This is a genomic window from Actinomadura chokoriensis (assembly GCF_039529475.1).
Taxonomy (GTDB): Bacteria; Actinomycetota; Actinomycetes; order Streptosporangiales; family Streptosporangiaceae; genus Spirillospora; species Spirillospora bangladeshensis.
The window spans coordinates 1-22,535 of the sequence record NZ_BAAAMW010000042.1 but is presented as its reverse complement, the minus strand read 5'-3'; the positions used below and the strand labels follow the sequence as shown (position 1 = coordinate 22,535).

The 22,535-nt window shown below is 68.0% G+C and carries 17 protein-coding genes; 8 read left to right on the top strand and 9 right to left on the bottom strand.

All coding sequences use genetic code 11. The annotated features are described in order from the left end of the window. Positions 1-174: 174 nt before the first annotated feature. The gene (locus tag ABFX46_RS41380; RefSeq protein ID WP_346049785.1) at positions 175-1,530 is read left to right on the top strand and encodes a nicotinate phosphoribosyltransferase; all 1,356 of its coding nucleotides are present in this window, start codon (positions 175-177) and stop codon (positions 1,528-1,530) included. 27 nt (positions 1,531-1,557) lie between these two features. Here the strand turns inward: ABFX46_RS41380 and ABFX46_RS41375 are convergent, their stop codons facing one another. The 5 genes from ABFX46_RS41375 to ABFX46_RS41355 form a co-directional block, all read right to left on the bottom strand. Next, on the bottom strand, positions 1,558-2,583 hold the full coding sequence (locus ABFX46_RS41375) for a class I fructose-bisphosphate aldolase (protein WP_346049783.1): 1,026 nt from the start codon (positions 2,581-2,583) through the stop codon (positions 1,558-1,560). A 157-nt stretch (positions 2,584-2,740) separates the two neighbouring features. Further along, positions 2,741-2,944 carry a DUF1918 domain-containing protein gene (locus tag ABFX46_RS41370; protein ID WP_346049781.1) on the bottom strand — a complete coding sequence of 68 codons (204 nt, stop codon included), beginning with the start codon at positions 2,942-2,944 and terminating at the stop codon, positions 2,741-2,743. A gap of 43 nt (positions 2,945-2,987) precedes the next feature. Next, the gene (locus ABFX46_RS41365; protein ID WP_346049779.1) at positions 2,988-3,731 is read right to left on the bottom strand and encodes an SRPBCC family protein; all 744 of its coding nucleotides are present in this window, start codon (positions 3,729-3,731) and stop codon (positions 2,988-2,990) included. Between the two features lie 1,020 nt (positions 3,732-4,751). Beyond that, a complete protein-coding gene (locus ABFX46_RS41360) occupies positions 4,752-5,114 on the bottom strand; it encodes an adenine nucleotide alpha hydrolase family protein (protein WP_346049777.1) in 363 nt (120 codons plus the stop codon). 100 nt (positions 5,115-5,214) lie between these two features. Continuing rightward, positions 5,215-5,373 carry a hypothetical protein gene (locus tag ABFX46_RS41355; RefSeq protein ID WP_346049775.1) on the bottom strand — a complete coding sequence of 53 codons (159 nt, stop codon included), beginning with the start codon at positions 5,371-5,373 and terminating at the stop codon, positions 5,215-5,217. Between the two features lie 533 nt (positions 5,374-5,906). Between ABFX46_RS41355 and ABFX46_RS41350 the strand changes: the two genes are divergently transcribed. Genes ABFX46_RS41350 through ABFX46_RS41340 form a run of 3 tightly spaced genes read left to right on the top strand, consistent with a single transcriptional unit; the run spans position 5,907 to position 13,011 of the window. Then, the gene (locus ABFX46_RS41350; RefSeq protein WP_346049773.1) at positions 5,907-7,136 is read left to right on the top strand and encodes a restriction endonuclease-related protein; all 1,230 of its coding nucleotides are present in this window, start codon (positions 5,907-5,909) and stop codon (positions 7,134-7,136) included. A 29-nt stretch (positions 7,137-7,165) separates the two neighbouring features. Further along, complete coding sequence (locus tag ABFX46_RS41345) at positions 7,166-10,432, top strand: pPIWI_RE_Z domain-containing protein (RefSeq protein WP_346049771.1); 3,267 nt, start codon at positions 7,166-7,168, stop codon at positions 10,430-10,432. Beyond that, a complete protein-coding gene (locus tag ABFX46_RS41340) occupies positions 10,432-13,011 on the top strand; it encodes a pPIWI_RE module domain-containing protein (protein WP_346049769.1) in 2,580 nt (859 codons plus the stop codon). The genes ABFX46_RS41345 and ABFX46_RS41340 overlap by 1 nt, the downstream gene beginning before the upstream one ends. 453 nt (positions 13,012-13,464) lie before the next feature. On the opposite strand, the gene ABFX46_RS41335 is transcribed toward ABFX46_RS41340, so the two are convergent. After that, positions 13,465-14,406: a hypothetical protein gene (locus tag ABFX46_RS41335; protein ID WP_346049767.1), complete on the bottom strand. Its 942-nt coding sequence runs from the start codon at positions 14,404-14,406 to the stop codon at positions 13,465-13,467. Further along, a complete protein-coding gene (locus tag ABFX46_RS41330) occupies positions 14,403-15,002 on the bottom strand; it encodes a DUF6932 family protein (protein ID WP_346049765.1) in 600 nt (199 codons plus the stop codon). The genes ABFX46_RS41335 and ABFX46_RS41330 overlap by 4 nt, the downstream gene beginning before the upstream one ends. Positions 15,003-16,976: 1,974 nt before the next feature. Between ABFX46_RS41330 and ABFX46_RS41325 the strand changes: the two genes are divergently transcribed. Continuing rightward, a complete protein-coding gene (locus ABFX46_RS41325; protein ID WP_346049763.1) occupies positions 16,977-17,165 on the top strand; it encodes a hypothetical protein in 189 nt (62 codons plus the stop codon). A gap of 362 nt (positions 17,166-17,527) precedes the next feature. Here ABFX46_RS41325 and ABFX46_RS41320 read toward each other — a convergent pair whose 3' ends face one another. Both ABFX46_RS41320 and ABFX46_RS41315 read right to left on the bottom strand, forming a co-directional pair. Then, on the bottom strand, positions 17,528-18,949 hold the full coding sequence (locus tag ABFX46_RS41320) for a sensor histidine kinase (protein WP_346049761.1): 1,422 nt from the start codon (positions 18,947-18,949) through the stop codon (positions 17,528-17,530). Further along, a complete protein-coding gene (locus ABFX46_RS41315) occupies positions 18,946-19,686 on the bottom strand; it encodes a response regulator transcription factor (protein WP_346049759.1) in 741 nt (246 codons plus the stop codon). Before ABFX46_RS41315 ends, ABFX46_RS41320 begins: the two co-directional genes overlap by 4 nt. A gap of 114 nt (positions 19,687-19,800) precedes the next feature. On the opposite strand from ABFX46_RS41315, the gene ABFX46_RS41310 reads away from it, so the two are divergent. Genes ABFX46_RS41310 through ABFX46_RS41300 form a run of 3 tightly spaced genes read left to right on the top strand, consistent with a single transcriptional unit; the run spans position 19,801 to position 22,409 of the window. Then, the gene (locus ABFX46_RS41310) at positions 19,801-21,159 is read left to right on the top strand and encodes a ferredoxin reductase family protein (RefSeq protein WP_346049757.1); all 1,359 of its coding nucleotides are present in this window, start codon (positions 19,801-19,803) and stop codon (positions 21,157-21,159) included. A gap of 10 nt (positions 21,160-21,169) precedes the next feature. After that, positions 21,170-21,595, top strand: coding sequence for an FMN-binding protein (locus ABFX46_RS41305; protein WP_346049755.1), 426 nt, complete (start codon positions 21,170-21,172; stop codon positions 21,593-21,595). After that, positions 21,588-22,409, top strand: coding sequence for an FAD:protein FMN transferase (locus ABFX46_RS41300; protein WP_346049753.1), 822 nt, complete (start codon positions 21,588-21,590; stop codon positions 22,407-22,409). Before ABFX46_RS41305 ends, ABFX46_RS41300 begins: the two co-directional genes overlap by 8 nt. Positions 22,410-22,535 lie beyond the last annotated feature (126 nt).

The window sequence follows — 22,535 nt, the reverse complement described above, 5'->3', positions numbered from 1 at the left end:
GGACAAAGGTCCCGCTATGAGCACTGTGGACGGTGGAATCATCTAGGGGACGGGTCGAGATCACGTTCGGCTGCGCCGACGCGGCGCGAGTACTGAGGGTGTCCGGTTCGCAGTTGCGTACCCCCCGAGGAGGGGGCGGCAGGACGCCCCCTCCAAGAGTGAGGATTCAGTCTGATGTCCGGTGGACTGCTGACAGACCTGTACGAAGTGACGATGGCGGTGAGCTACCTACGCCGCGGCATGACCGGGCCTGCGACGTTCAGCCTCTTCGTCCGCGACCTCCCGCCCAGCCGCGGTTTCCTGATCGCCGGCGGGCTGGAGGGCTGCCTGTCATTCCTGGAGAACTATCGTTTCGGCCAGGAAGAGCTCGACTACCTTGCGACGGAGCAGCGTTTCGACGACGCGGCGCTCGAGGCCCTGGAAGAGCTGCGGTTCACCGGTGATGTGCGGGCGATTCCCGAGGGACGCGTGGTGTTCGCGGGCGAGCCCCTGCTGGAGGTCACGGCACCGATCGCCGAAGCGCAACTGGTCGAGACCGTCCTGCTGAACCACATCACCTTCCAGACGACGATCGCCACCAAAGCCGAACGATGCGTGCAAGCGGCCGGCGGTGCACAGGTCGTGGACTTCGCCTTCCGCCGCACCCAGGGGATCGACGCCGCGCTCGCCGTCGCCCGCGCCTCCTACGTCGCCGGCTTCGCCGGCACCAGCAACATCGAGGCGGCCCGCCGATACGGCATTCCGGCCGCAGGCACCATGGCCCACTCCTACATCGAGGCGTTTCCCGACGAAGCCGCGGCCTTCGCGGCCTTCACCGCCGATTTCCCCGATCGGACCACCCTGCTGGTCGACACCTACGACACCCTCGGTGGCGTCGAGGCTGCTATCCACGCGGCACGCCGGGCGGGGCGGACACATCTTGCGGGAATCCGCCTCGACTCGGGTGACCTGGGTGCCCTGGCCTTCCAGGCCCGGCGCCTGCTGGACCGGGAGGGCATGACGCGGACGCGCATCGTGGCCAGCGGCGGGCTGGACGAATACGGGATAGCCGAACTCACCGCTACCGGAGCGCCGATCGACGTCTACGGGGTGGGCACGAAGATGGGAGTGTCCGCCGACGCCCCCTATCTCGACAGCGCCTACAAGCTGGTCGCCTACGGGGACAGGCCCGTGATGAAGCTATCCGCTGGGAAGGCCACCGCCCCCGGCGCCAAGCAGGTGTACCGGGGAGCGTCGGGCGATCTTGTTACGCTCCGGGACGAGCCCGCCCCCGCGGGCATGGAGCCCCTGCTCGTTCCCGTCATGAAGTCCGGACGCCGCATCGCCCGCGCAGAGTCGCTGGCGGCCGCCCGCGGCCGGCGCGCCGCCGACGTCGCCGCTCTTCCCGACCAGGTCACCCGGTTCCGGCATCCCGAGACGGTTAGCGTCGCCCTCAGCCCGGAGCTCCAGCGCTGCCGGGACCGGCTCCGAGCGGAGCTTGCCTCCCGTCTGGCGGACGCAGGGCGGTCCCGGCGCGGCGCGGTGTCCTGAACACTGTGGCCCGGGCGGGATGCTTGGTCAGGCGACGGTGATCGTCTCATCGAGGTAGACGTCCTGGACGGCGTGGATCAGTGCGACTCCCTCGTCCCTCGGCCGCTGGAACGATTTGCGCCCGACGATCAGGCCCATGCCGCCCGCCCGCTTGTTGATCACCGCGGTGCGGACCGCCTTCGCCAGGTCCCGGCCGCCCGCCGAGGCGCCACCGGAGTTGATCAGGCCGACCCGTCCCAGGTAGCAGTTGGCGACCTGCCAGCGGGTGAGGTCGATCGGATGGTCGGTGGTGAGCTCGTCGTACACGCGGTCGTCGGTCTTGCCGAAGCCCAGTGCCCAGAAGCCGCCATTGTTCCCGGGCTGCTTCTGCTTGACGATGTCGGCCTCGACCGTCGCGGCGAGATGGTTCGCCTGCCCGGTGAGATCGGCGCTGACGTGGTAGTCCGTCCCGTCCTGCTTGAACGCGGGGTTGCGCAGGTAGGCCCACAGGACAGTGAACATGCCCAGCTCGTGCGCGTGCGCGAACGCCTCGCGCACCTCCTGAAGCTGCCGCATACTCTCGGGGGCGCCGAAGTAGACCGTCGCGCCGACGGCGACCGCGCCCAGGTCGAATGCCTGTTCGACCGAGGCGAACATGACCTGGTCGTAGGAGTTCGGGTACGTCAGCAGCTGGTTGTGGTTGAGCTTGGCGATGAACGGGATCCGGTGGGCGTACCGGCGCGAGGTCATGCCCAGCACACCGACCGTGCTCGCGATCGCGTTGCACCCGGCCTCGACCGCCAGCTCGCACAGGTTCACCGGGTCGAAGTAATCGGGGTTCGGCGCGAACGACGCAGCGGCCGAGTGCTCCACCCCCTGATCGACCGGAAGGATCGACAGGTACCCGGTGCCGGCGAGACGTCCGGTGTCGAACACATGCTGCAGGTTGCGCAGCACGGCCGGTGGACGATCGCTGACGGCGATGACCCGGTCGACGAAATCCGGCCCGGGCAGCTGGAGCCGGTCACGTGAGATCGTCCGGCATTCGTGTGCGAGAAGGGACGGAGCCGTCATCCCCCAGCAGTTCCTTGAGTTCCATATCCCCAGCCTTCGTGTCGGTGACGCCCCACCCCAGGGCCGAAGGTCCCGTCCACGCATCACCGACCCGCGGGCGAAGAGATGTGCGGGAGGCGCTCTCCTCACGTCTCCCGCACATCAGCTGCGGCGGATCTCAGCTCTGGGAGCGCGCCACTGCGTGCTCTTCGATGACAGCGTCCGAGGACGGATAGAACGTGCTCGTGTGCCCGTCGTCCCATTCGACGACATAGGGCGGCGCTCCGTCCTTGCCGCGCACATCGGTGATCAACGCCTTACGGTCCGGTTCCCCGACCTGGTGGCCATGGACTACTACCCAGTCGCCCTTCTTCGCCTTCATCGGAAGCCTCCTGACATCTCGTCTCGTCCTATATCCAGCATGGTCAGGCGGAGCCGTGCGGGGCAGGGTCGAAGGTCCCCGCGCCGTCCGGCTGCTCTGCGTCCCGTGCGGTCGGTTGAGCAGCCGGATCGGCCCGGCGGACGCGGCGGCGAAGGTTCCGGAACTGCCGGTGCTGCATGATGAAATGGGCAGGCTCACCGAAGAGGCGTCCCACGAGCCGGTCGGCTGCAGCCGGCTTGCCGCAGCCGCGCGTCCGGATGATCAGCCGGGTCCCGCCGTCGGGCAGCGGCCTCAGGTGAAAGGCCCAGATCCCGTCGGTGTACGCAGCGGGCATCGGGCCGCCCGGGTCGAACGACCGTCCGGACGGGAGTTCGAGGTCGAACCTCAGCACCAGGGTCTTCAGGGGGTCAAGGATCTCGACGAGGAAGTGAAAGGCCCCGCTGGGCACTGCGGGAATGCGGGCGCCGACGGCCAGATCCTGCCACTCGGGAACGATCTGATCGGCGCTGCGACCCCCGGCGTTGTCGAGGAAGTCCCAGCTGTACCAGCCGGCCCGGCCGGATCCCATCTGGATCAGCCAAGGCCAGACCTCCTCCGGCGGCGCAGGCAGCGAGACCGCCATGGTCGACTGCGCGGTCGCATGTCGAATGAGATCGTCACCGGGATACGACGCGCTCTCCTCTTCCCCAGTCGTGCCCCAGCGCAGCAGGCGGGGACGGATCAAGGCCGCATAGACACCAGCGACGAGAACGGGAAACGCGGTTCGGCGAACGATGTTCTTCATCATGCATCTCTCCCGAAAGTGGGCCGCCCACCTCGAGGTTCCCCCAGCCACCCGGTAGCCCCCAGAGCCTTCTGCCCCATTGAGAACGGACCTTTGACCTTGGCGCCATGGACATCAGTCGGTGGCCTCCGATCCCGACTTGGGGAACCCTTGGAACAGACACGCTGCGGGAAATGATCTACGCCGCGATGTGGACCGGGCCCAAACGTTCTATGGTCTGCTCCTTCTGGCGATCTCCCGAAGGTCTGGGCCTGGCTTCGACCACCGACGCACCAGCCCCCTGACGCGGTGCACTGCCCCCGCCCAGCGATCATGTGCCGAGCAGGACTCCAGCGAAGGCAAGCCGCAGGTGGCGCAGTTATCCATGCCGCTGTCTCCGTCATCCACAGGTGTGGATACTGCTGTTGATCAGAACGCCGGATCGGTCTCGTTCGTGAGACAGCGGCCACCGCGAGCTCATCACCGGCCGCCGCATCAGCGAGGCCACCGGGGCGACGATCGTCACGTCTGAGGTCCTCCTGAGCGTACTGCGGCAGTGGCTACCGCCGCCGGGCGGATCAGCGTTGGCGTCTCCCGGAACAGGACGCCGCTTCGCCTTCGGTTCCGGGTGGAGAGAAGAATGGGACGTCACACGCTGCAATTTCCTCGGAGCGTTCCGACAGCTGTGGCTGGGCGGCTTCCAGACGTTCCACGACCAGGCCGGCGAAGCGGCGCGTCAGTTCGTAGCCCATGGCGGGTCTACAGCACAGAGCGTCCGGACGAGGCATCCGTCGAACTCGACTGCCCGTCAGAGGTCGTCGCGACGCCCCGAGAGGCCACCGGTAAGGATGGAACAACCACGACCACCCCAGTGCGGAACCGGGACCGAAGGTGTCGATGATGACAGGGCCACGGCCAGGCACGTACAGGTCGACGATCACGGTTCCGCCCGGACGAGCCGTCTTCCGCCGCCTCCAGCAGGACCTCCCGTGGCGACTTCGCCACCAGCGACTTCGCGGCCCTCACCTGCGGGTACTTTACGCGCTAGTGCGCCACGGCGCGTTCCAGTACGGCGCCGATCCCGCGGCTCAGCTCGTCCTCGTCGCCGACCAGCGAGAGATTGCCGCCAGGCGCCGCGCCAGGCTCCCAGCATCCGTACACCGCGCGCAGCCGCCAGTCGCGCAGCGCCGCCTCCTCGAATCCAAACGCCGGAGCCGTGTCCGTGCCGGCGGAACCGTCCACGCCGACCACGATCACGCCGTCGCGCGGGTCGGCCGACCGGGCGATCACGACCGGCCGATCCGCACGAGCGGGCACTTGCATGGCGCTCGACCCCACCGGCATCTCGTCCGGTTCATGCGAGCCGGCCACGATCAGTTCATCACATCGATCGCCCCGTTCCTTCACCTCTCGCTCAACCCCCGTTCGCGATCGGGGCTGTACGACCGTTCGGCGCACGATCAACGAGGCCAAGGTCCCCGCTTGCTGCAACCGTCGCCGCGGACGATCACGTTGGCGGGCTTGTAGTCGCAGTGGACGATCCGGAGGTCGTGCGCGGCGGCAGGGCGAGCAGCAAGCCCTTCAGCACCGCCAGCGCGACCTCCGGCGCCAGCGGGCCGCTCTCGGCCAGCACCGCCTTCAGCGACATGCCGTCCACTGCCTTCATCGCTTGACCGCCGTCAACACGTTTGTGGTTCTGCGTCTGTCTCTGATGGGCGATCAGGAGGAGGGTACGCCGAAACTCCGGCACTGCGGCCGCATGAACGCAGCGAGGCGGCGGCACACCTCTTCCGCACCGGGACAGGCACGGGCGTCCACTTCACGCGTGTGCGAGGCGGGCAGACCGCCCGGCCGGACCAGGTTCCAATCAATCGCACCTGCCGAGTATTCATCATCAGAACGGATCTTCTGATGATGAATATGGCCATAACGGTGAATCATAGGCACTGAACGCCTCAGTTTCGTCTGTGTCCGGCGATCTACCGGTGGTGCGGCGTACGTTGGTTGCGCTCAGCCGGCCTGACAGCAGCGTCAGCGCACCGGCTGGAGGTCGAACACAAGGAATCGAGTCGTCAGCCTGGCGTGGCGACCACTTCGAGATCACATAGAAGCATCGGCGCATCTGCTGGGCGCTCGGCGTGATGCGCCGCCTATTCCAGTCGACGTCGCGTATGGACTCGTGATGAGGCGGGTGTCAGAGTGACCATTCCTGAGAACGAGACTGTGGCCGAGCTGTCCAGCGCCGACGGGGACGTCGGCTGGGCCGAAGGGCCGTCGTTCCGGCAAGGAGATGGCGATTACCTCACCGTCATGTTGCTGGCGGCGGGGCTAGCGCGTATCAGGGACGATCGGCGGCGTATGGATGCCGGTGAGTATCTCACTCGGACGTCGGCGGAGCAGGGGTTGCTTCCGGTGCCGTGGCGGTCGGGGATGACACGGTTGTGGTGGCGGTTCCATACCGCCGGGCATGTTCCGCCGCGGAGCGATTTGGCGTTGTTCGAGCTGTGCCGGACACCGTTCAGCGAGTGGCCGATCGGGCTTCGTCTGTCTGTGGCCGATCTGGAGCAGAGCCTGCTCGATGACGACGAGTTGACGCCGCTGGCCGAGCAGGCGGCGCGGCTGTCGGTGCGGGATGTTGAAGCCGAGCTCGTCGAGAACCACGTGTTCCGTGAGCTGATGTTGGTGGCGGAGATGAATGCCAAGGATGAGGAGGATGTCCAAGCACACTATTGCGAGCTTCGTCGGCTCCTCATCGACAAGCCGGTCCTGACCGAAGCGCAGGTACGGCGTCTGGTCAGCCGGTTTCCCAAGCGGGGCAGCAACGGTCAGCCGATCGTTCAGCGTTTCATCCAGGCGGCATATACGCGCAGGGCGGTTCAGGGGCCGGTCGCCATCGGCGTCTGCGACGGATGCGGGAATCCGATGCAACGGGGCGTCGGTGACTGCGGCACTGCGGGGTGCTCGGGGAACCGGACGAGTTACAACATCGAAGCGGTGGGTGGCTACTACGTCCAGCACCGCGCCACGCGGAGGTTCTTCCACGATCCTGGACTGGTAGAGGCGAGGGTCTTGGACCGGCTCGCTGACGTGCAGGCTGAGGGCACTATCAGCGTGGAGCCATGGCCGGGCCTGGACGCCTACGACATCCGGGTGTCGTTCCTGTCCGGATCCGATGTGGCCGAGGTGTGGGGCGCCGACGCCAAGGACCAGTCGAGTCCGGGACTGTTGGGGCTCGGGTTCACCTGGCGAACCGATCCGCCGTGCGACCGGCGGTTCCTGGTGTTGCCCGAACATCGTGCCGATCAGCCTGGCTATGTGGCTGATCTGACGACGGAGTTGCAAGGGCGGGTGTCAGGCGTCTCGGTGGTAAGCGAGGACGCCTTCGTCGCGCGCGTTATCGCCAAGGCAAGGGAGGTGGCGGAGCGGTGAGGGACCATTCGTCATGGTGCCGCGAACTGGTGACCGAGTTGCAAGCCGGCGGTGTCCTACCGGACGGGCGTCTGACTGCGCGTGACCTGGCGGCACTCGAACTCGGCCTTTACTTTCTGCACCGCCATTTCGAGGGCGAGCCGATCGGGGCATTGTGGCCGATTCTGTCCGGGTATGTGGTCGTGGAGCCCGGCCTTCAGCCGGAGGTGCGCAGGCTCCGGCACCGGATGGGTGACATGGGTCGGCGTGGTTACTGGCGGCTGTCCCTCGACCTCTACCGTCGGCTTCCCATCGAGGTCCGCGGTTTCGAGCGAACGGACGACTCGGCCAAGAAGGTCAACGATCAGACCTGCTTCGTCCCGCGCCCCTCTTCGGTGTGCCCGGAGCGGTTTGGTCACTATGAGGCGGCACTGACCGATCCGGTGCCCTATACGCTCGAGCCGCCCCGGCCGCAGGCCGCACCTGGCGAGTTCTACACGTTCCTTCGTCGCGACAAAGTCGAGGAGCGCGTCCGTATCCCCGAGGACGTCGAGGTCCTTCCGCCGCCGCTCACGCTGACACCCAGACGGCAGCGGGTGCGCGAAGCCTGGCGCATCAGCTTCGACGACGACCTGGCGAAGGTCGCCGAACGCTTCGACAGGGCGCTCGCGGACAAGCCTGAGATAGCGAACCGGAACTGGGTCGACCGCCTGGGGAAGATCGTCTTTTGTACGGTCGATGAGGACACCGGCAAGCTCGTCGAGATGCCCGCGTCCTTCGGCATCGACGGGGTCGAGCACATGGTCGGGTTGATGAACAGCGGCAAGTCCACGTTGGCCGATCTGATCATCGGGGACCGGGTTGAGAAGGGCTTCCACGTCACTCTGGTGGTCGGGTCGGTCACCGATGTCTACGCCAAGGTGTCGTTCCTGCAAAGTGTCGGGATCGACGCCGTGCCGCTGGTCGGCAAGAACAGCAGGACCGAGCACGCGGCCCGCTACTGGCGCTCGACCCTGGCGACCTCGGCAAGTGTCTTCCCCGCGGCCCAGGACCCGGCGGCCGATTTCGTCAACACCATCTGCCTGCTCGACCCGCTGCGCGAGACGAACCATCCCGAGTGGGCGCCTCTCACACCCGACAGCTTTCCCTGCCGCGGTGCACTGCGGTCGACCGATGGGAAGGACAAGCTTCATGACTGCCCGCTACTGGCAGTCTGCCCGCACCAGGAGACCGAGCGACGGATAGCCCACGCCAAGGTGTGGGTGACCACGGCACCCGGTCTGGTCGCCAGCCGGGCCGAGCCGGCGGAGGCGAAGATGCGGTGGCTGGAAGCCTGCCAGCACCACAGCGACTTGATCATCATTGACGAGGCCGACAACGTCCAGCAGGACCTCGACGACCGATTCGTGCAATACGAAACCCTCGTCGCCCCCGGTGAAGGATGGACCGACCGGACCACGATCGGCAAAGTGGGCGGCTTCGACCGGGTCGGCCGGCGCCAGCTCCGCGACCGCAAGGTGAGGCGCTTCAACGACTACGACCGGATCCACCAGCACGCCATCGACAAGCTCTACGAACTCGTCCTGAATGACGAGGGCCTGTACGAGGTGATCGGCAAAGCACCGTTCACCGGTTTCTCGCTCCTACTCCAGGTCGCACGGATCATGCACGGACTGCCGCTGAAGCGCATGGACGACAACGCCGCGATCGAGGACGCCGCCGACGACTTCTTCCGCCAGCACCTGGAGATCCTCGCCGAAGGCGTCCTCCCAGCGGTCCCTGACGCGATCGCTCCGATGGTCACCGCGCTTCAAGCAGATATTCCCGACGAGGAGGCCATCGACGAGCTGATCAGCGACTGGCTGATGGAACACGCCCCGCAGGGGAAGCACGATCATGTCCGGGCGAACAACGCGATGCTCACAATGCTGTTGCAGGCGGGTTTCTGGGCGAGCCGGATCACCACGTCGTTCTTCGAGATGTCCACGCTCTACCCAGCGGTCGCCGAATCCCTGCCGCTGGACGACGAGGAAACCTTCTGGCGGCAGCAGCCTCCCCGTGACTACCAGCCCCTGATCCCCGAAGCCCCTATGGGGAACCTGCTCGCGCTGCAATGGCTGCCCAACCGGCTGGGTGACACCGGCGCGCTGCGGGTGATGTGGATCCGCGGCGTCGGCCGGTGGCTCCTGCACCACATGCATGACCTCCTGGAACCCGAAGGCATCCAGGGACCGCACGTCATTCTCACCTCGGCCACCAGTTGGGCGCCGGGCTCGTCCTTCTACCACGTCCCGATCGCACCCTCGGCGGTCCTCCGCGAACCCTTGGAGGACCGGGAAGCACTGGCTCGAAGCAAGCTGTGGTTCCGCAAGAGCCTGCGCCCGGATGGCAGGAAGGCGATCGCGGTGTCCGGCCGACAGGGCACTGAACGCAGCGATGCCCTGCGGCAACTCGTCAGCGGGATCTGCTTGCCCCGTCCCGGCGCGGTGGTCAGCCTGCTGGAGCAGGTCCGCGCCGACCTCGCCGAGGACCGCAAGCAGGTCTTGTTCGTCGTGCTCAGCGGCGCCGAAGCAAAGCTGGTGGCCGAACACATCAACCTGCGCACCCCCTACAGCGCCCGCAATGTGACCCCGGACGCCGACGACCCGGGCCAGTACGGTCTCCACCGCCGCATGATCACAAAGTTCCCGGAGTCGGGAGACGACATCCTCGTCGCTGCGGAGATGGCGATCCAGCGCGGTTACAACATCCTCAACGCCAACCGCACCGCCGCTCTCGGAGCGGTGTTCTACCTGGCGCGCATCCACCCGCCGCCCACCGACCCCAGATTTCCGCTCTCCCTCATCAATCAGCGCGCCATGGCCCACCTCTTGGACCCCGCCGGGTCCTCCATGCCGTTGTCCTCGGTCGCCGAGGCCGCGAAGAAACTGGGCAACAAGGCACGAGCCGACTGGTACAACCTGATGAGCCGTCCGGTGTTCTTCCGACGGCTGGACGACCGGACCGAGCGTCCCGCGTTCGTCGCCAATGCCCTGGTCCCGATGGGCCAGACCATCGGCCGCAGCATCCGCGGACACCAGCCCACCCACGTGATCCTGACGGACGCGGCCTTTGCTCCACGGCATGCCGACCCAGACGAGCAGGCAGGGGACACCCCGCGCACCAGCCTGATCGTCGCGGCCGACCAGCACCTGACGCGGCTGCTGGCCGAGCCCGCCGACACCGCGTCCCCGGAGGAGATCCGCGACCACGCCATCGCCGAAGCCACCTGGGACCTACTCGGCGACCTGTTCCGCAATCGAGACATGGGGCATTGATGCCGCGCTACGACCACCTTCGACTCCTGGCCTACGAGATCGCTCCCGGAGCATCGCTTCCGGTCGAATGCCTGACCGCGAAGTTCCCGGCATCGTGGCTGCGACGAATCCGCAGCCAGGCACCCCGCTGCGACGACCGCAGGCTGCCCACCTGGTCCCTCGTCGAACTCCTCGACACCCTCGACCCCAACATCATCCACGTGGCCAGCCAGCTCGACGATGAGCACTGGCTGATCAGCCACGCCCGCGTCGACCGGCTGACCCTCCGCACCGCGGTCGCGGTCTGGGCCTCGACCCGCGTCACTCCCGATCGGCCAGACCTGGACTGGTTTGACCTGCTCGACGACGAAGACCCCGACTGGATGCGGACCGAACTGGATCTCCTGGCCGCCCAGACCCACCCCAACGGGACCGCGAAGCCCGACCCGGCCGTATTCCGGATGCTGCCGGGACACCTCGCCGGCGTTGTGGCGGCCATGGGAATGCAGATCCGTGGTGAACACCGGCCGTTCATCCTCGGCCCGGTCGATAACTCCGGCCACCGATCCGCCATCTGGTGGCCGCCCGAACACCTCGACGACCCCAAACTCGGGCCCGGCCTGTGGGCCCCGAAGATCGATTTCCATGTGGAGACCGTGCCGAGCCACGGCCGAGCCCGTATCCACGCCGAACTCAGCACCGTCCGCTTCCCCCTCCAGCCTGTCCGGTACGTGCCCCGCAGAGGCGGCAGAGGGCCCAACCTGACACTCTGGCTTCTCGCCGACTCCGGCTACCTCCGCGCGGCCGAGCAGCCCACTCTCATCAGCGCCGGCATCGGGCGACGCCGTGTCGACGGCATGTACCGGTGGGCCTGGGATCCCGGACTCGCCCACGCCCTGGCGCACCTCACCCACCATGCCTTCCCCGACCCGAACGACGTCGTCATCGCCCCGGCCGCCCACATCGACCAGCCGGTATCCGCGTACATCCTCTACTCCGCCGGCACCAAGCTCAGCGCCCCACACGACGAAAACACCGACGACAAGGCAGCGAAATCAGTGCTGCACGCGGCCAAGACCGGGTTCCTCCCCGTCGACCACTACGACCTGCACACCAGCATGGGAGAGATCCTGGAGCCGCTGGGAATCCGGCCGGTAGCCGACCTGAAGGAGGCCAAGACCACCGTCCCTCGCCTCTTCCGCCCGGTCGCGGACACCCACGCCTCCTACACCCTGGAGCTGTGGACGGAGTCCCCGGTCACCCGGCAAGCCCTGCTCGCGGCGGTGACTCAGTATCTCGGCTACACCGAAACGGCCTCAACGACCCGCACCGGCGACGATGGCGAGATCATCGAGTCCCGTAGCTACACAGGCTCCTGCAAGCTCACGGTGGAACTGCGCGAGCAGCACGACATTGCCGCAGGGATTCCCCGGCCCGCCAAAGGTGAGAAGCAGGGGGCCCAGGCCGCCCATCGCATCGAGCACATCAGCCAAATAATCGGCAGAAGCGGCGACCGCCGCGCCGCCATTGTCGAGATCCGTAAGCCGGCCTACTTCGAGGCGGTCAACAAGGAGGACCCCTACAGCACCCTCAAGCAGGCGTTCCCACCCCTGAACCGGCGCCTGCAATGCATACACCCGATCAACCTCTACGTCCCGAAACCCGACGCCAAACGGGTCAAGAAGACTCTGCCTGGCACCCAATTCGCCTTGGGCGACATCCATCGCGCCAGCGCAGCCGTGCAGGATGCACTCCGCTCACTTGGGCGCATCGGTGTGCTCCCTGCTCCTCCCGGCATCACCGGCGACTTCGAACTGATCGGCATCTGGCTCGAAACCCGCAACGGCGCCGACATCCCCATCGTCGTCCGCATCGCCGGCGACGGCACCGCGACCGCCCAACTCGCTACCGACGACGGAACCGAACAGTTGCCGTACGCCGACCTGCCCCTCGCGCTCACCGCCGGTCAAGGGCGACTCCCCAGATCGAAGAACGGCAACTTCCGAACCCGGATCGCCGACTTCCTCACTGCGGCACTCGGCATCGACCACGCCACCCACGACCGCGCCGTCTTCATCCGCACCAGCAGCTTCCGCACCCGCGGGTGGGACTGGCTCCAAGACCAGTACCTTACCCCCGACAGACTCGTCCTTCCGGGCCTCAGCCCCTCCGACGACAGCGTCGAACACCTCTCGCCCGCGAAATGTCCCGGCCTGCGCGTCTTCCGCATCCGCGAACGCGACAGTCAAGAGGAAGTCCCACGAGGACTCGGTACCAAGGAGGAAACATACGGCCGGACCAGCGGCGTCTACCCTCTCAACGGCCACGTCTACTACGCCGTCAACCCCAGATCCGACCAGATGCAAACCCCGCTGACGGTCACCAAACTCGACCCAGACCAGAGCACGAACGCCCTAAAACAGGGCAGCAACAACAACCCGATCGAGATCGTTGCCGCGTTCGTCCAGCCAGACGATGACCGGCGCGCCTGGGCCGCCTACACCCAAGCGCTGCGCCGCGCCGCCCTTCATACCGACATCGCCTCCACCCTGCCCTTGCCACTGCATCTCCCATCGCTGGCCGACGAGTACCTGCGGTAGCGAAGGTAAGCGCGACCGGCTCCGGCCCACATCGCCCTCGGGCCACCGCCGCGCAATCGCGATCCGACGTACAGCCAATCCTTCGGCGGCGGACACGGTCTGATGCTCGGATAACCCTTCCCGGCAGGACAGCACAGGACTCAGACCAGACGCTGTCTGTCACCGGGTACCAGGCACACCCGTCACCCGGCCCGCAGCCAATACGTGGTGGTCTTCTCGGCGGCAGTGTCGGCGCCCCTGGGGAGCACGCTGGCGTGGGCGTCGGCGGTCAGCTGGCCGGATCACCGCTGACGTTGGTGAGAACGCAACTGCTGGCGCAGTACCAGTCTCCATATAGGCGGCGATCTCAGCCCACGGCCCGTGCCGGTGCGCCCGCAGCGCGGCAATGGTCATGGGGCCAGCGCGATCGGGCGCGCGCGCTGTGCGCAGTCTTGGGGCAGGGCGTTCTCCTCGCTACTGGTCCCGTCTGCGTTCTTGGAGCTCGAGAAAGGTATCGCTGACCGCCACCCGGCTGGTGAGCGGATCGGTCCGTTCCTCGCGGGTCACCCGAATGGAGACCCATTCACCGAAGGCGAGTCCCAGACTTACAAGCTGGTCGGAGTCGATCTGAATCTTGACCGTGGACCCTTTTCGGGATGACGGCTTGATCACGATTCGGCCCTGGCCGGACGGGGCGCTCAGTTCTCTGATGTAGCCGCTGATCATGTGCTGGCTGCGACTGACTTGTGGAAGCATCTTCCTCTGGGTGTAGGTTCGGCCCTGACTGGTGAGGCTGCCCCTCCGCACCAACCCGCTGCTGGCAAACCAACCGAAGTCGACATCGATCGCGGAGTTCTCCAGGGTGGCAACGAGTTTCTCGAATGCGGCGATTGCCCCCGGGGGACCATGAAGATCCTCACCCGACTCGGCCGCAGCAACGAGGCGGAGAATGTGCTCCATTGCATGATCGGCCGGGGACTCGCCGAGCTGACGCTCCCCCGAATCCTCGCCGAACTCGGCTCTCTCGCGGGCGATGGCCGGCGCTGGTGCCGCGCGTTGGTAGACGGGCCGAAGATGTAGGACGGTACTACCAGGCGAGAGCGCAGCCAGGCCCAGTTGCACCTTGGTGCCGACCAGGGCGTCGATCATGTCTTGCAGACGTCGGAGGATCGGGTCGGCGACGCCGACCAGAAGCATCCCCTCGGGGAGGGTCTCACCCATCAAACGGAGGGTAAGCTCCTCGTCGAGCCGAGCCTGCGGATCCATGGCCTGGAATGCGCGGAGCCGGTTGACCCTCATGGCGGTGTCGAACTGATCTTCAGACAGCACATCGCCGTCATCGAAGTACTCCTGCAGGTCCGCCTCGACCTGGGCGCTGACCCGCTCGCGAGCACGCTGCCGCCAGTCGCCGCTCACAGAGTCACCTCCAGGTATCCTCTCGCCGCCATGCAAGAGTCCATCGTCGGGGCCTGTTTGTCCACGGTGTCCGACGGGTGCAGACGCTGCCACCAGTCGTCGTACCGCCCCCTGTCTCGAAAGTAACCGGCTTCCAGGGGTGTCATACCCGTGACGTTGAAGGCATGCGGCACGGCGCGATAGCTGACCTGAAATGGATCAAGCTTGTACTTCTCGCCCATCTTCTCGCGATGGAAGGCGTCCATCAGCCACTTGGCACCCGGCTTGCCCTTGATCAGGTCGACGACCTCAGCGTTCGTGAAGACGGTCACATCGATATCGCCGGGGTCGAGCTTGGCACTGACATAGCTGCCCGCCAACCAGAGCAAGCTGATCAGCTCCCGCCCATCAACCAGTTCGGCGTAGCGTTCCTGCAGGCCCTCGAACATCAACAGGTAGCTGGTCAACCCGTCCCAGAGCGGTCCGCGCGTCCGGGACGTCGCAAAGCGTTCATGACCGACCAGGAGGTCGTAGGCCTGAGCCATGTCGACCCGGTACCTACCCTGCGGCAGGTGGCCGTCAGGCCGAAAGCCGGGCACGATGCCGGACACGGCCACGCACGCTCCTCCTTCGAATCAGCCTACGGCCAAGGGGACGCGAGCACGGCGCCACCATCGGCATGACCGGGTCACTCCGCCTGAACCATTGCAGTCCAGCAGCCTTCGCCTCACACCGCACGGGAGCAATCTTAACGCCGACTCAGTCGATCCGATCTGGCCCTGAACAGGTCATCCTGGCCGATCGTGCACGCTTATATGCGACATGTCCGCATCCGGCCGTGCGATCGCGGGGGCCACTGCACGTTTTGTGCCGTTCTCCAGTGTGCCGCTTCCTGCTGACGAGCAGGTCAGCAGCATGTTCGCCGACAGGCCCGGCATGTCAAGAACGTCGTCGACCGGACCGGTCTCCAGGGGCCAAACCGCAGCCGGCAGCGTCGGGGCCTTGGCGAACTCACCGATTCCGCGTGATCCTGTTTCTGCAGGTTGAGCGGCGAGTTCTCGGTTGTCGATCTTGGGTTGATCAATGGCCGTCGGTCCAACGCTAACCGCCCAGGGCGAGGTGGGTGCGCCGTCGACGCCGGTGTGACCGGGGCGACCAGCAGAGGCTGCGGAGGAAGGCAGCCCTTATCTGAAGGCCGTCTGAGGCAGATACGCATTGCTAGTGCACCTGGTGCCCAGGCAGTTGAGAATCACCCAGCTGAGAGGCGGGCGGTTGAGCGGCTGGCCGTGCACGGCAGCCACATCGCCGACGAGCGCGGTCGCCAGTATCGATCTCCACAAGACTGCGCCGAGTAGTAACACAGTCGACCCTGCGTTCAGGGCGAGGGCAGCCCCGTACCAGAGTCATGACCGCCACAGATCTTGTACGGGTCTTTGGTCCTGGCGATCGCGTAAGGACGGCCCTATCAGGGCAAGCGCTCCGGGGACACGCTAGAAACATGGCTATCAGGTTTCCGAGTCAGCGCCCTAACCGACTCGCAGGCGGCATCGCGACCAACCACAATTCTGATGCGAAACGTACCCGCACCCCATCCCGCGTACCGGCCTTGGCGAATCGGGCATGTTGCTGCCTCGCCAAACCGGCCGTAGTTGCCGTCCTGCCGGTCATCGGTCACGACGGGCACCCCCTGGACCTCCATCTATGCGTCCACCACTATCGGTTGTCGCGCAACGCACTGGCCGATGCCGACGCCGTGGTCTTCGACGGTTCCGGTTTTCCCGTCACTGACCCGGACCCGAATGAGTTGCTGGACCGCCAAGAAACTGCGTGAGCGCGTTGCCGTCCCGCAAGCCGTACGGCGTTCACGTCCGAGCCCGGTACGGCACCGGACACAGGCCATAGGCCCGGCAAGGGGCGGCCTTTGGCCCTGGCCATCCCACTGGGAATCGCCCGGTCGGCCCTACCCGGCGCCAGCCTCCGCACGTGCGCGCTGACGAGTCTCCTCGATCACGCTCTGGATGCTGGGAGGGTGTCGCGGAGTTGGAGGGCGAGCTGCCCACCGCGCGGGCTGACCAGTACATCGCCAGCGTCGGCCCACTGGCTAGTGGTGCCGCCGCGGGGTGTTCGCTGGCGCCTGCTCTCTCAGGCCCTGTGCCCGACGCACTTGCGATCGTCACCGCATCATGAGTTGGCTCGCATTATCCAACGCGCTCATCGTCGCCTTCACCTGCTGCCGGGTGCACCGCTGGCAGGATCGTCAGGTTAACGACACCCCCGGACGTCCGCTGCCGGGCCATTCCGGCGTCGGCGAACACGCGCAGCATCGCGCTATTCTCCGGCAGCGTGTCGGCCCGCAATGCCACCAGCCCGCCGGCGCGGCCAGCGAACCGAGGTGCTCCAGCAGCAGGGTCCTGACGCCCCGGTGGTCACCGTGCAGCCAGGCGCCCAGCGCCGCATGATCAGCGCCGCCCGCCCGGCAGACACGTCCGACCACCTCACCCGCCACCGCGCGGTTGAGCCCGAAGAACCGCAGGTACAGGCTCTCCTCACACAGCCCAACACCTTCAGCCCACCCGGCACAATCCGCGGCCATGAGGCTGAACCCGGGGATCACCCTTGACTACGCCGACGGCGTACTCCGCCGGGCTGAAACAACCAATGCGGTCAACGACACCTATCCCACGCTGAAGCAGGTCTTCGCTGCTCCAGACATCGGCGGTGACCCGCACTCCACCGCTTACTGGAACCTGCTGTCGATCGCGATAGGGCACCACAGGTAGAGGCGCACCATGACAGGCACCTCTGGACTCCTTGAACCTCTTCATCACACGATCCCGCCGGTCGCCGGCGTCGCCCGCGCGAAGCTCCGCCACTCCCCATGCCGCTGGATCCCCCGGTGCCCTCACCCGCTCAACGCAGAACGGGAAGGCAACCACCACATGCAGGTATTCGGGTCATGTAAACGCGGGCAGGGCGGAGCGGGAGAAGTCCTCCGCCGCTTAGGCAGCGTTTCGAGTTGGACAGTGCACGGCTTCCCGCTTCTCCGTCCCTTTCTTGGGCTTCTCCCACCCCACTCCATTCCACCTTGCCCGCCGCGGTGTTGGCAGGGACCAAGGTCCTCGGTTCGGGAAGGTGCGATTCATCAGCCCGTGGCGGGGATTGTGACGCGGAAGATGGTGTGGTTGGCGGCGATGAGTTCGGCGCGTCCGTCGTGCGCGGCTGCCACCGCCTGGACGATCGCCAGTCCGAGTCCTGTGCCGCCGGCGGTGCGGGAGCGGCCGTGGTCGGCGCGGACGAACCGATCAAAGATCTCGTCTCGCCGGTCGGACGGGATGCCGGGGCCGTCGTCCTCGACCTCCAGGACGACGGTGTCGCCGCGTGCGGCGAGCCGGACGGTGACGTGAGTGCCGGGCGGCGTGTGGGTGCGGGCGTTGGCGAGCAGGTTCGCGATCAGCTGGTGAAGGCGCCGGTCGTCGCCGGTGACGGTCACCGGCTCCTCGGGGAGCACCAGTTCCCAGCGGTGATCGGGCCCGGCGGCGCGGGCGTCGGCGGTGGCGTCCAGGACGAGGCGGGTCAGGTCGACCGGGCGGGTGTCGAGGGGGCGGCCGGCGTCCAGGCGGGCGAGAAGGAGCAGGTCGTCGACCAGTTCGGACATGCGCACCGATTCGGCCTCGATGCGTCCGAGCGCGTGCCGCACCTCAGCCGGGACGGGTTCGGGCGTGCGCAGCGCGAGTTCGGCATGGCCCCGGATGGCGGCGACGGGCGTGCGCAGTTCGTGGCTGGCGTCGGCGGCGAACCGGCGCAGCCGTTCCTCGCTTGCATGGCGGCGGGCGAGCGCGTTCTCGACGTGGCCGAGCATCCGGTTCAGTGCCGCACCGACCTGACCGACCTCGCTGCGGGGGTCGGCGTCGGGAACCCGCTCCGGCATCGCCACCTCGCCGCTGGCCAGTGGCAGTTCGGTGACGCGGGACGCGGTGGCCGCGACCCGGCGCAGCGGGCGCAGCGCCAGCCGCACCCAGGCCGCCGCCGCGATCCCGGCGGCGGCGAGCACGGCCGCGAAGAGGACGGCCTCCACCAGGATCAGGCGGTGCACGGTCTCCTCGATCGGATGCAGCGGCAGCCCGGTGATCAGCACGTCGCCGTCGTCGCCGCGCACCGCCGCCATCCGGTACTCCTCGAGCGCCGACAGCGACAGCGACCGGCCGCGTCCGTCGGGCGGGACAGCCGCCAGTTCGCGCCGGTCGGCGGCGGTGAGCGGAACGGGTTCGACGTCGTCGCCGCGGACGATCACGGCCTGCGTCACCGAGCCCCCGAACAGCCGGGCGCCGAAGGTTCCCGGCGCCTGTCCGCGGGTGTCCGGGCCGTTGTCGGCGTCCCGGTGGCGCTCGTGCTCCAGGCTCGCGGGGAACCTGCCGCCGGACGCGGTCAGCTGCTCGTCCAGCCGCCCGACGAGGAACCGGTCGAGCGCCACCGCGGTGGCGATCCCGACGGCGAGGCAGCTCAGCGCGAGCAGGACGACCAGCCCGGCGGTGAGCCGGGCCCGCAGCGTGCGCGGGGCCCTCACGAAGCCTCGGGTTTCAGGACGTACCCGACACCGCGAACGGTGTGGATCATCGGCGTCCGGCCCGCGTCGATCTTCTTGCGCAGGTAGCTGATGTACAGCTCGACGACGTGTGCCTGGCCGCCGAAGTCGTAGTCCCAGACCCGGTCGAGGATCTGCGCCTTGGACAGCACCCGGCGCGGGTTGCGCATCAGGAACCGCAGCAGCTCGAACTCGGTCGGGGTCAGCTCGACGAGCCGCCCATCGCGGGTCACCTCGCGGGCGTCCTCGTCCATGGCGAGGCCGCCGACGGTGAGCAGCCGCGCGGACTCCGTCTGCCGGGTCAGGCCGGCCCGCCGCAGCAGCCCGCGCAGCCGAGCCAGGACCTCCTCCAGGCTGAACGGCTTGGTCACGTAGTCGTCGCCGCCCGCGGTGATCCCGGCGATGCGGTCCTCGACGGCGTCGCGCGCGGTCAGGAACAGCACGCACACCTCCGGCGCCTCGGCGCGCAGGCGGCGCAGCACCTGCAGGCCGTCGGTGTCGGGGAGCATCACGTCCAGCACAACGGCATCGGGGCGGAAGTCGCGGGCGGCGGCGACCGCCCCGGCGCCGTCGGCGGCGGTGCGGACCGCCCAGCCCTCGGAGGCCAGCACGCGTGAGAGCACCTCGGCCAGGTCCGGCTCGTCGTCGACGACCAGGACCCGGACGGGCGTGCCGTCGGTCCGCCGCAGGCCCGCGGCCCCGGGTTCGTCACTCGTCATGGTGCGGCCAGCATCCCTTTCCCACCTCTGAGTTTCCTCTGAAACGGTTCTGAAGGGGCGTCTTCCCCACGGTGTCAGAGGGAACTCAGAAATTGCGTTGGCAGGGTGGCCGGCATGACCGTGACCAGACCCGACATCCCGCGGCCCGTCACCCGGGCGCCGCGTCCGGCGTGGCGCGTCCCGTCCTCGTGGCCGCAGGTCCTGATCTACGCGGGGGCCGTGCTGGTGGTGGCGCTGTGGTGGCGGAGCACCGGCTCGGTCACCGGGTTGGACGGCTGGCTGACCGAGGCCGGACGCATCACCGGCCTCCTCGCCGGCTACGGATGCGCCGTCCTGCTCGCCCTGATGGCGCGGGTGCCCGCGCTGGAACGGGGCGTCGGCACCGACCGGCTGGCGCGCTGGCATGCGATGGGCGGCCGGTACACCGTCTGGCTCGTCATGGCGCATGTCGCGCTGATCATCTGGGGCTACGCGGTGACGTCCCGCACGGACGTCGTCCATCAGACGGTGTCCGTGGTCCTGGACTATCCCGAGATGCTCAAGGGGACGGCCGGGTTCGTCCTGCTGCTGGGCGTCGGGATCACCTCGGCGCGGGCGGCGCGGCGCAGGCTGCCGTACGAGACATGGCACTACCTGCACTTCGCGACCTACCTGGCGATCTTCCTCGCCTTTTCGCACCAGCTCGCCAACGGCGCCCAGTTCGTCGGCAGCGCCTGGGCGCGGGCCGCCTGGTACACCCTGTACATCGGGGTCGCCGTGACCCTCGCCTGGTTCCGCTTCCTCACACCGGTCATCAGCGGGTTCCGGCACGGGCTGCGGGTCGCCGCCGTCCACTCCGAGGCGCCCGGGGTGGTCTCCGTCTACATGACCGGACGCGACCTGGGCAGATTGCGCGCCGAGCCGGGGCAGTTCTTCCGCTGGCGGTTCCTCGCGCCCGGCCTGTGGTGGGCCGCCAACCCCTACTCGCTGTCGGAGCCGCCGCGCGGGCACCGGCTCCGGATCACCGTCAAGCAGACCGGGGACCACAGCCGCGCCCTCGCCCGGCTCCGCCCCGGGACGCGGGTGTGGGCGGAGGGCCCCTACGGCGGCTTCACCGGCACGCGCCCCCGCCACGACCGGGCGCTGCTGCTCGCCGGCGGCGTCGGCGTCACCCCGCTGCGGACCCTGTTCGAGACGCTCCCCGGCGACGTCACCCTCGTCTACCTCGCCCGCCGCCCGCAGGACCTGGCCCTGCGCCGCGAGCTCGACGCGGTCGCCGCCGCGCGGGGCGCCCGGGTGCACTACTTCGTGGACGAGCCGTCCGAGTACTCCCTGCCGCTGACCGGGCGGGCGCTGCGGTCGGTCGTCCCCGACGTCCGGCACCGGGACGTCTACCTGTGCGGGCCGCCCGGCATGACCGCCGCCGCGCTGCGGGCCCTGCGCCAGGCCGGCGTGCGGCGCCGCCACATCCGCACCGAGTCGTTCGAGTTCTGAGAGGCCGAGCATGCGCCGAGCCACGATCACCACGGGGACGACCATCGCGGGCGTCATCCTGCTGCTGTCGCTGAAACCGCACCACCAGGCGATCTCGGTGACGCGCCCGGTCGTCCCCGAACCGCACCCGCCGAGCGGAAGCGGGACGGCGGCCACCGCGGACGGGACCTACCGGGGGCAGAGCGTCGACACCCGGTACGGGCCCGTCCAAGTCGAGATCACCATGTCGAAGGGCCGGCTCACCGCCGTCCGAGTGCTGCGCGCCTCTTCGGAGAACGGCCGCGACCGGGAGATCGCCGCCATGGCGCTCCCCCGGCTCACCAAGGAGGCCGTCACGGCGGGCAGCGCCCGCATCGACGCCGTTTCCGGCGCGACCTACACCAGCGAGGGGTACATCACGTCCCTGCAAAGCGCATTGGACCACGCCCATGCCTGAGGCGATCCGCCACGTCGAGCACGTGATGGGGACGGTGGTCACGTTCGACATCCGCACGTGCCCCTCCCCCGCCGTGACCGAGGCGCTGGCACGGGCCCTCGCCTGGCTGCACCACGTCGACCGCGTGTTCTCCCCCTACCGGCCCGACAGCGAGATCACCCGCCTCGCCGATGGCCGCCTCACGGTCGGCGAATGCGATCCCGACGTCGCCGACGTCCTGCGCCGTTGCGAAAGGTTGGAGCACCTCACCGGCGGAGCGTTCACCTGCCGCCCCGGTGGACGGCTCGACCCCAGCGGCCTGGTCAAGGGGTGGGCGGTCGAGCGGGCGTCCACGATCCTGCACGACGCCGGCGCCCGCGACCACTGCGTCAACGGCGGCGGCGACATCCAGGCGCGCGGAGAGGCCCGTCCCGGACACCCCTGGCAGATCGGCATCACCGACCCACATCACCGCGACCGGCTCATCACCACCGTGACCGGACACGACCTCGCCGTCGCCACCTCCGGCACCGCAGAACGCGGCGCCCACATCATCGACCCCCGCACCGGACGCCCCGCCACGGCCCTCGCTTCGATCACCCTGGTCGGACGGCACCTCACCGACGTCGACGCACTCGCCACCTCCGCCTTCGCCATGGGCGCCACCGCACGCACCTGGACGAACGCCCATCCCTGCATCGAGGCACTGGCTGTGACATCCGATGGCTCCGTGTGGTGGACACGTGGTTTCAAGGACGTCGCCCTCTTCCTTCCACGTCGCTGTAGGGCGGCAGGAACCCGGAGTCGTGTCACCGAGTGCGGCGGATGGCGATGACGGTGTCGTTGGGAAGCGTCCGCACGGTGAAGTGCGCTGCGGCGAACTGGGCGGGACGGAAGTGGATGTCGCCCCACGTCCACACGCCCGAACCGGCGCGCAGGATGAACAGGTCGATCGGGCCGT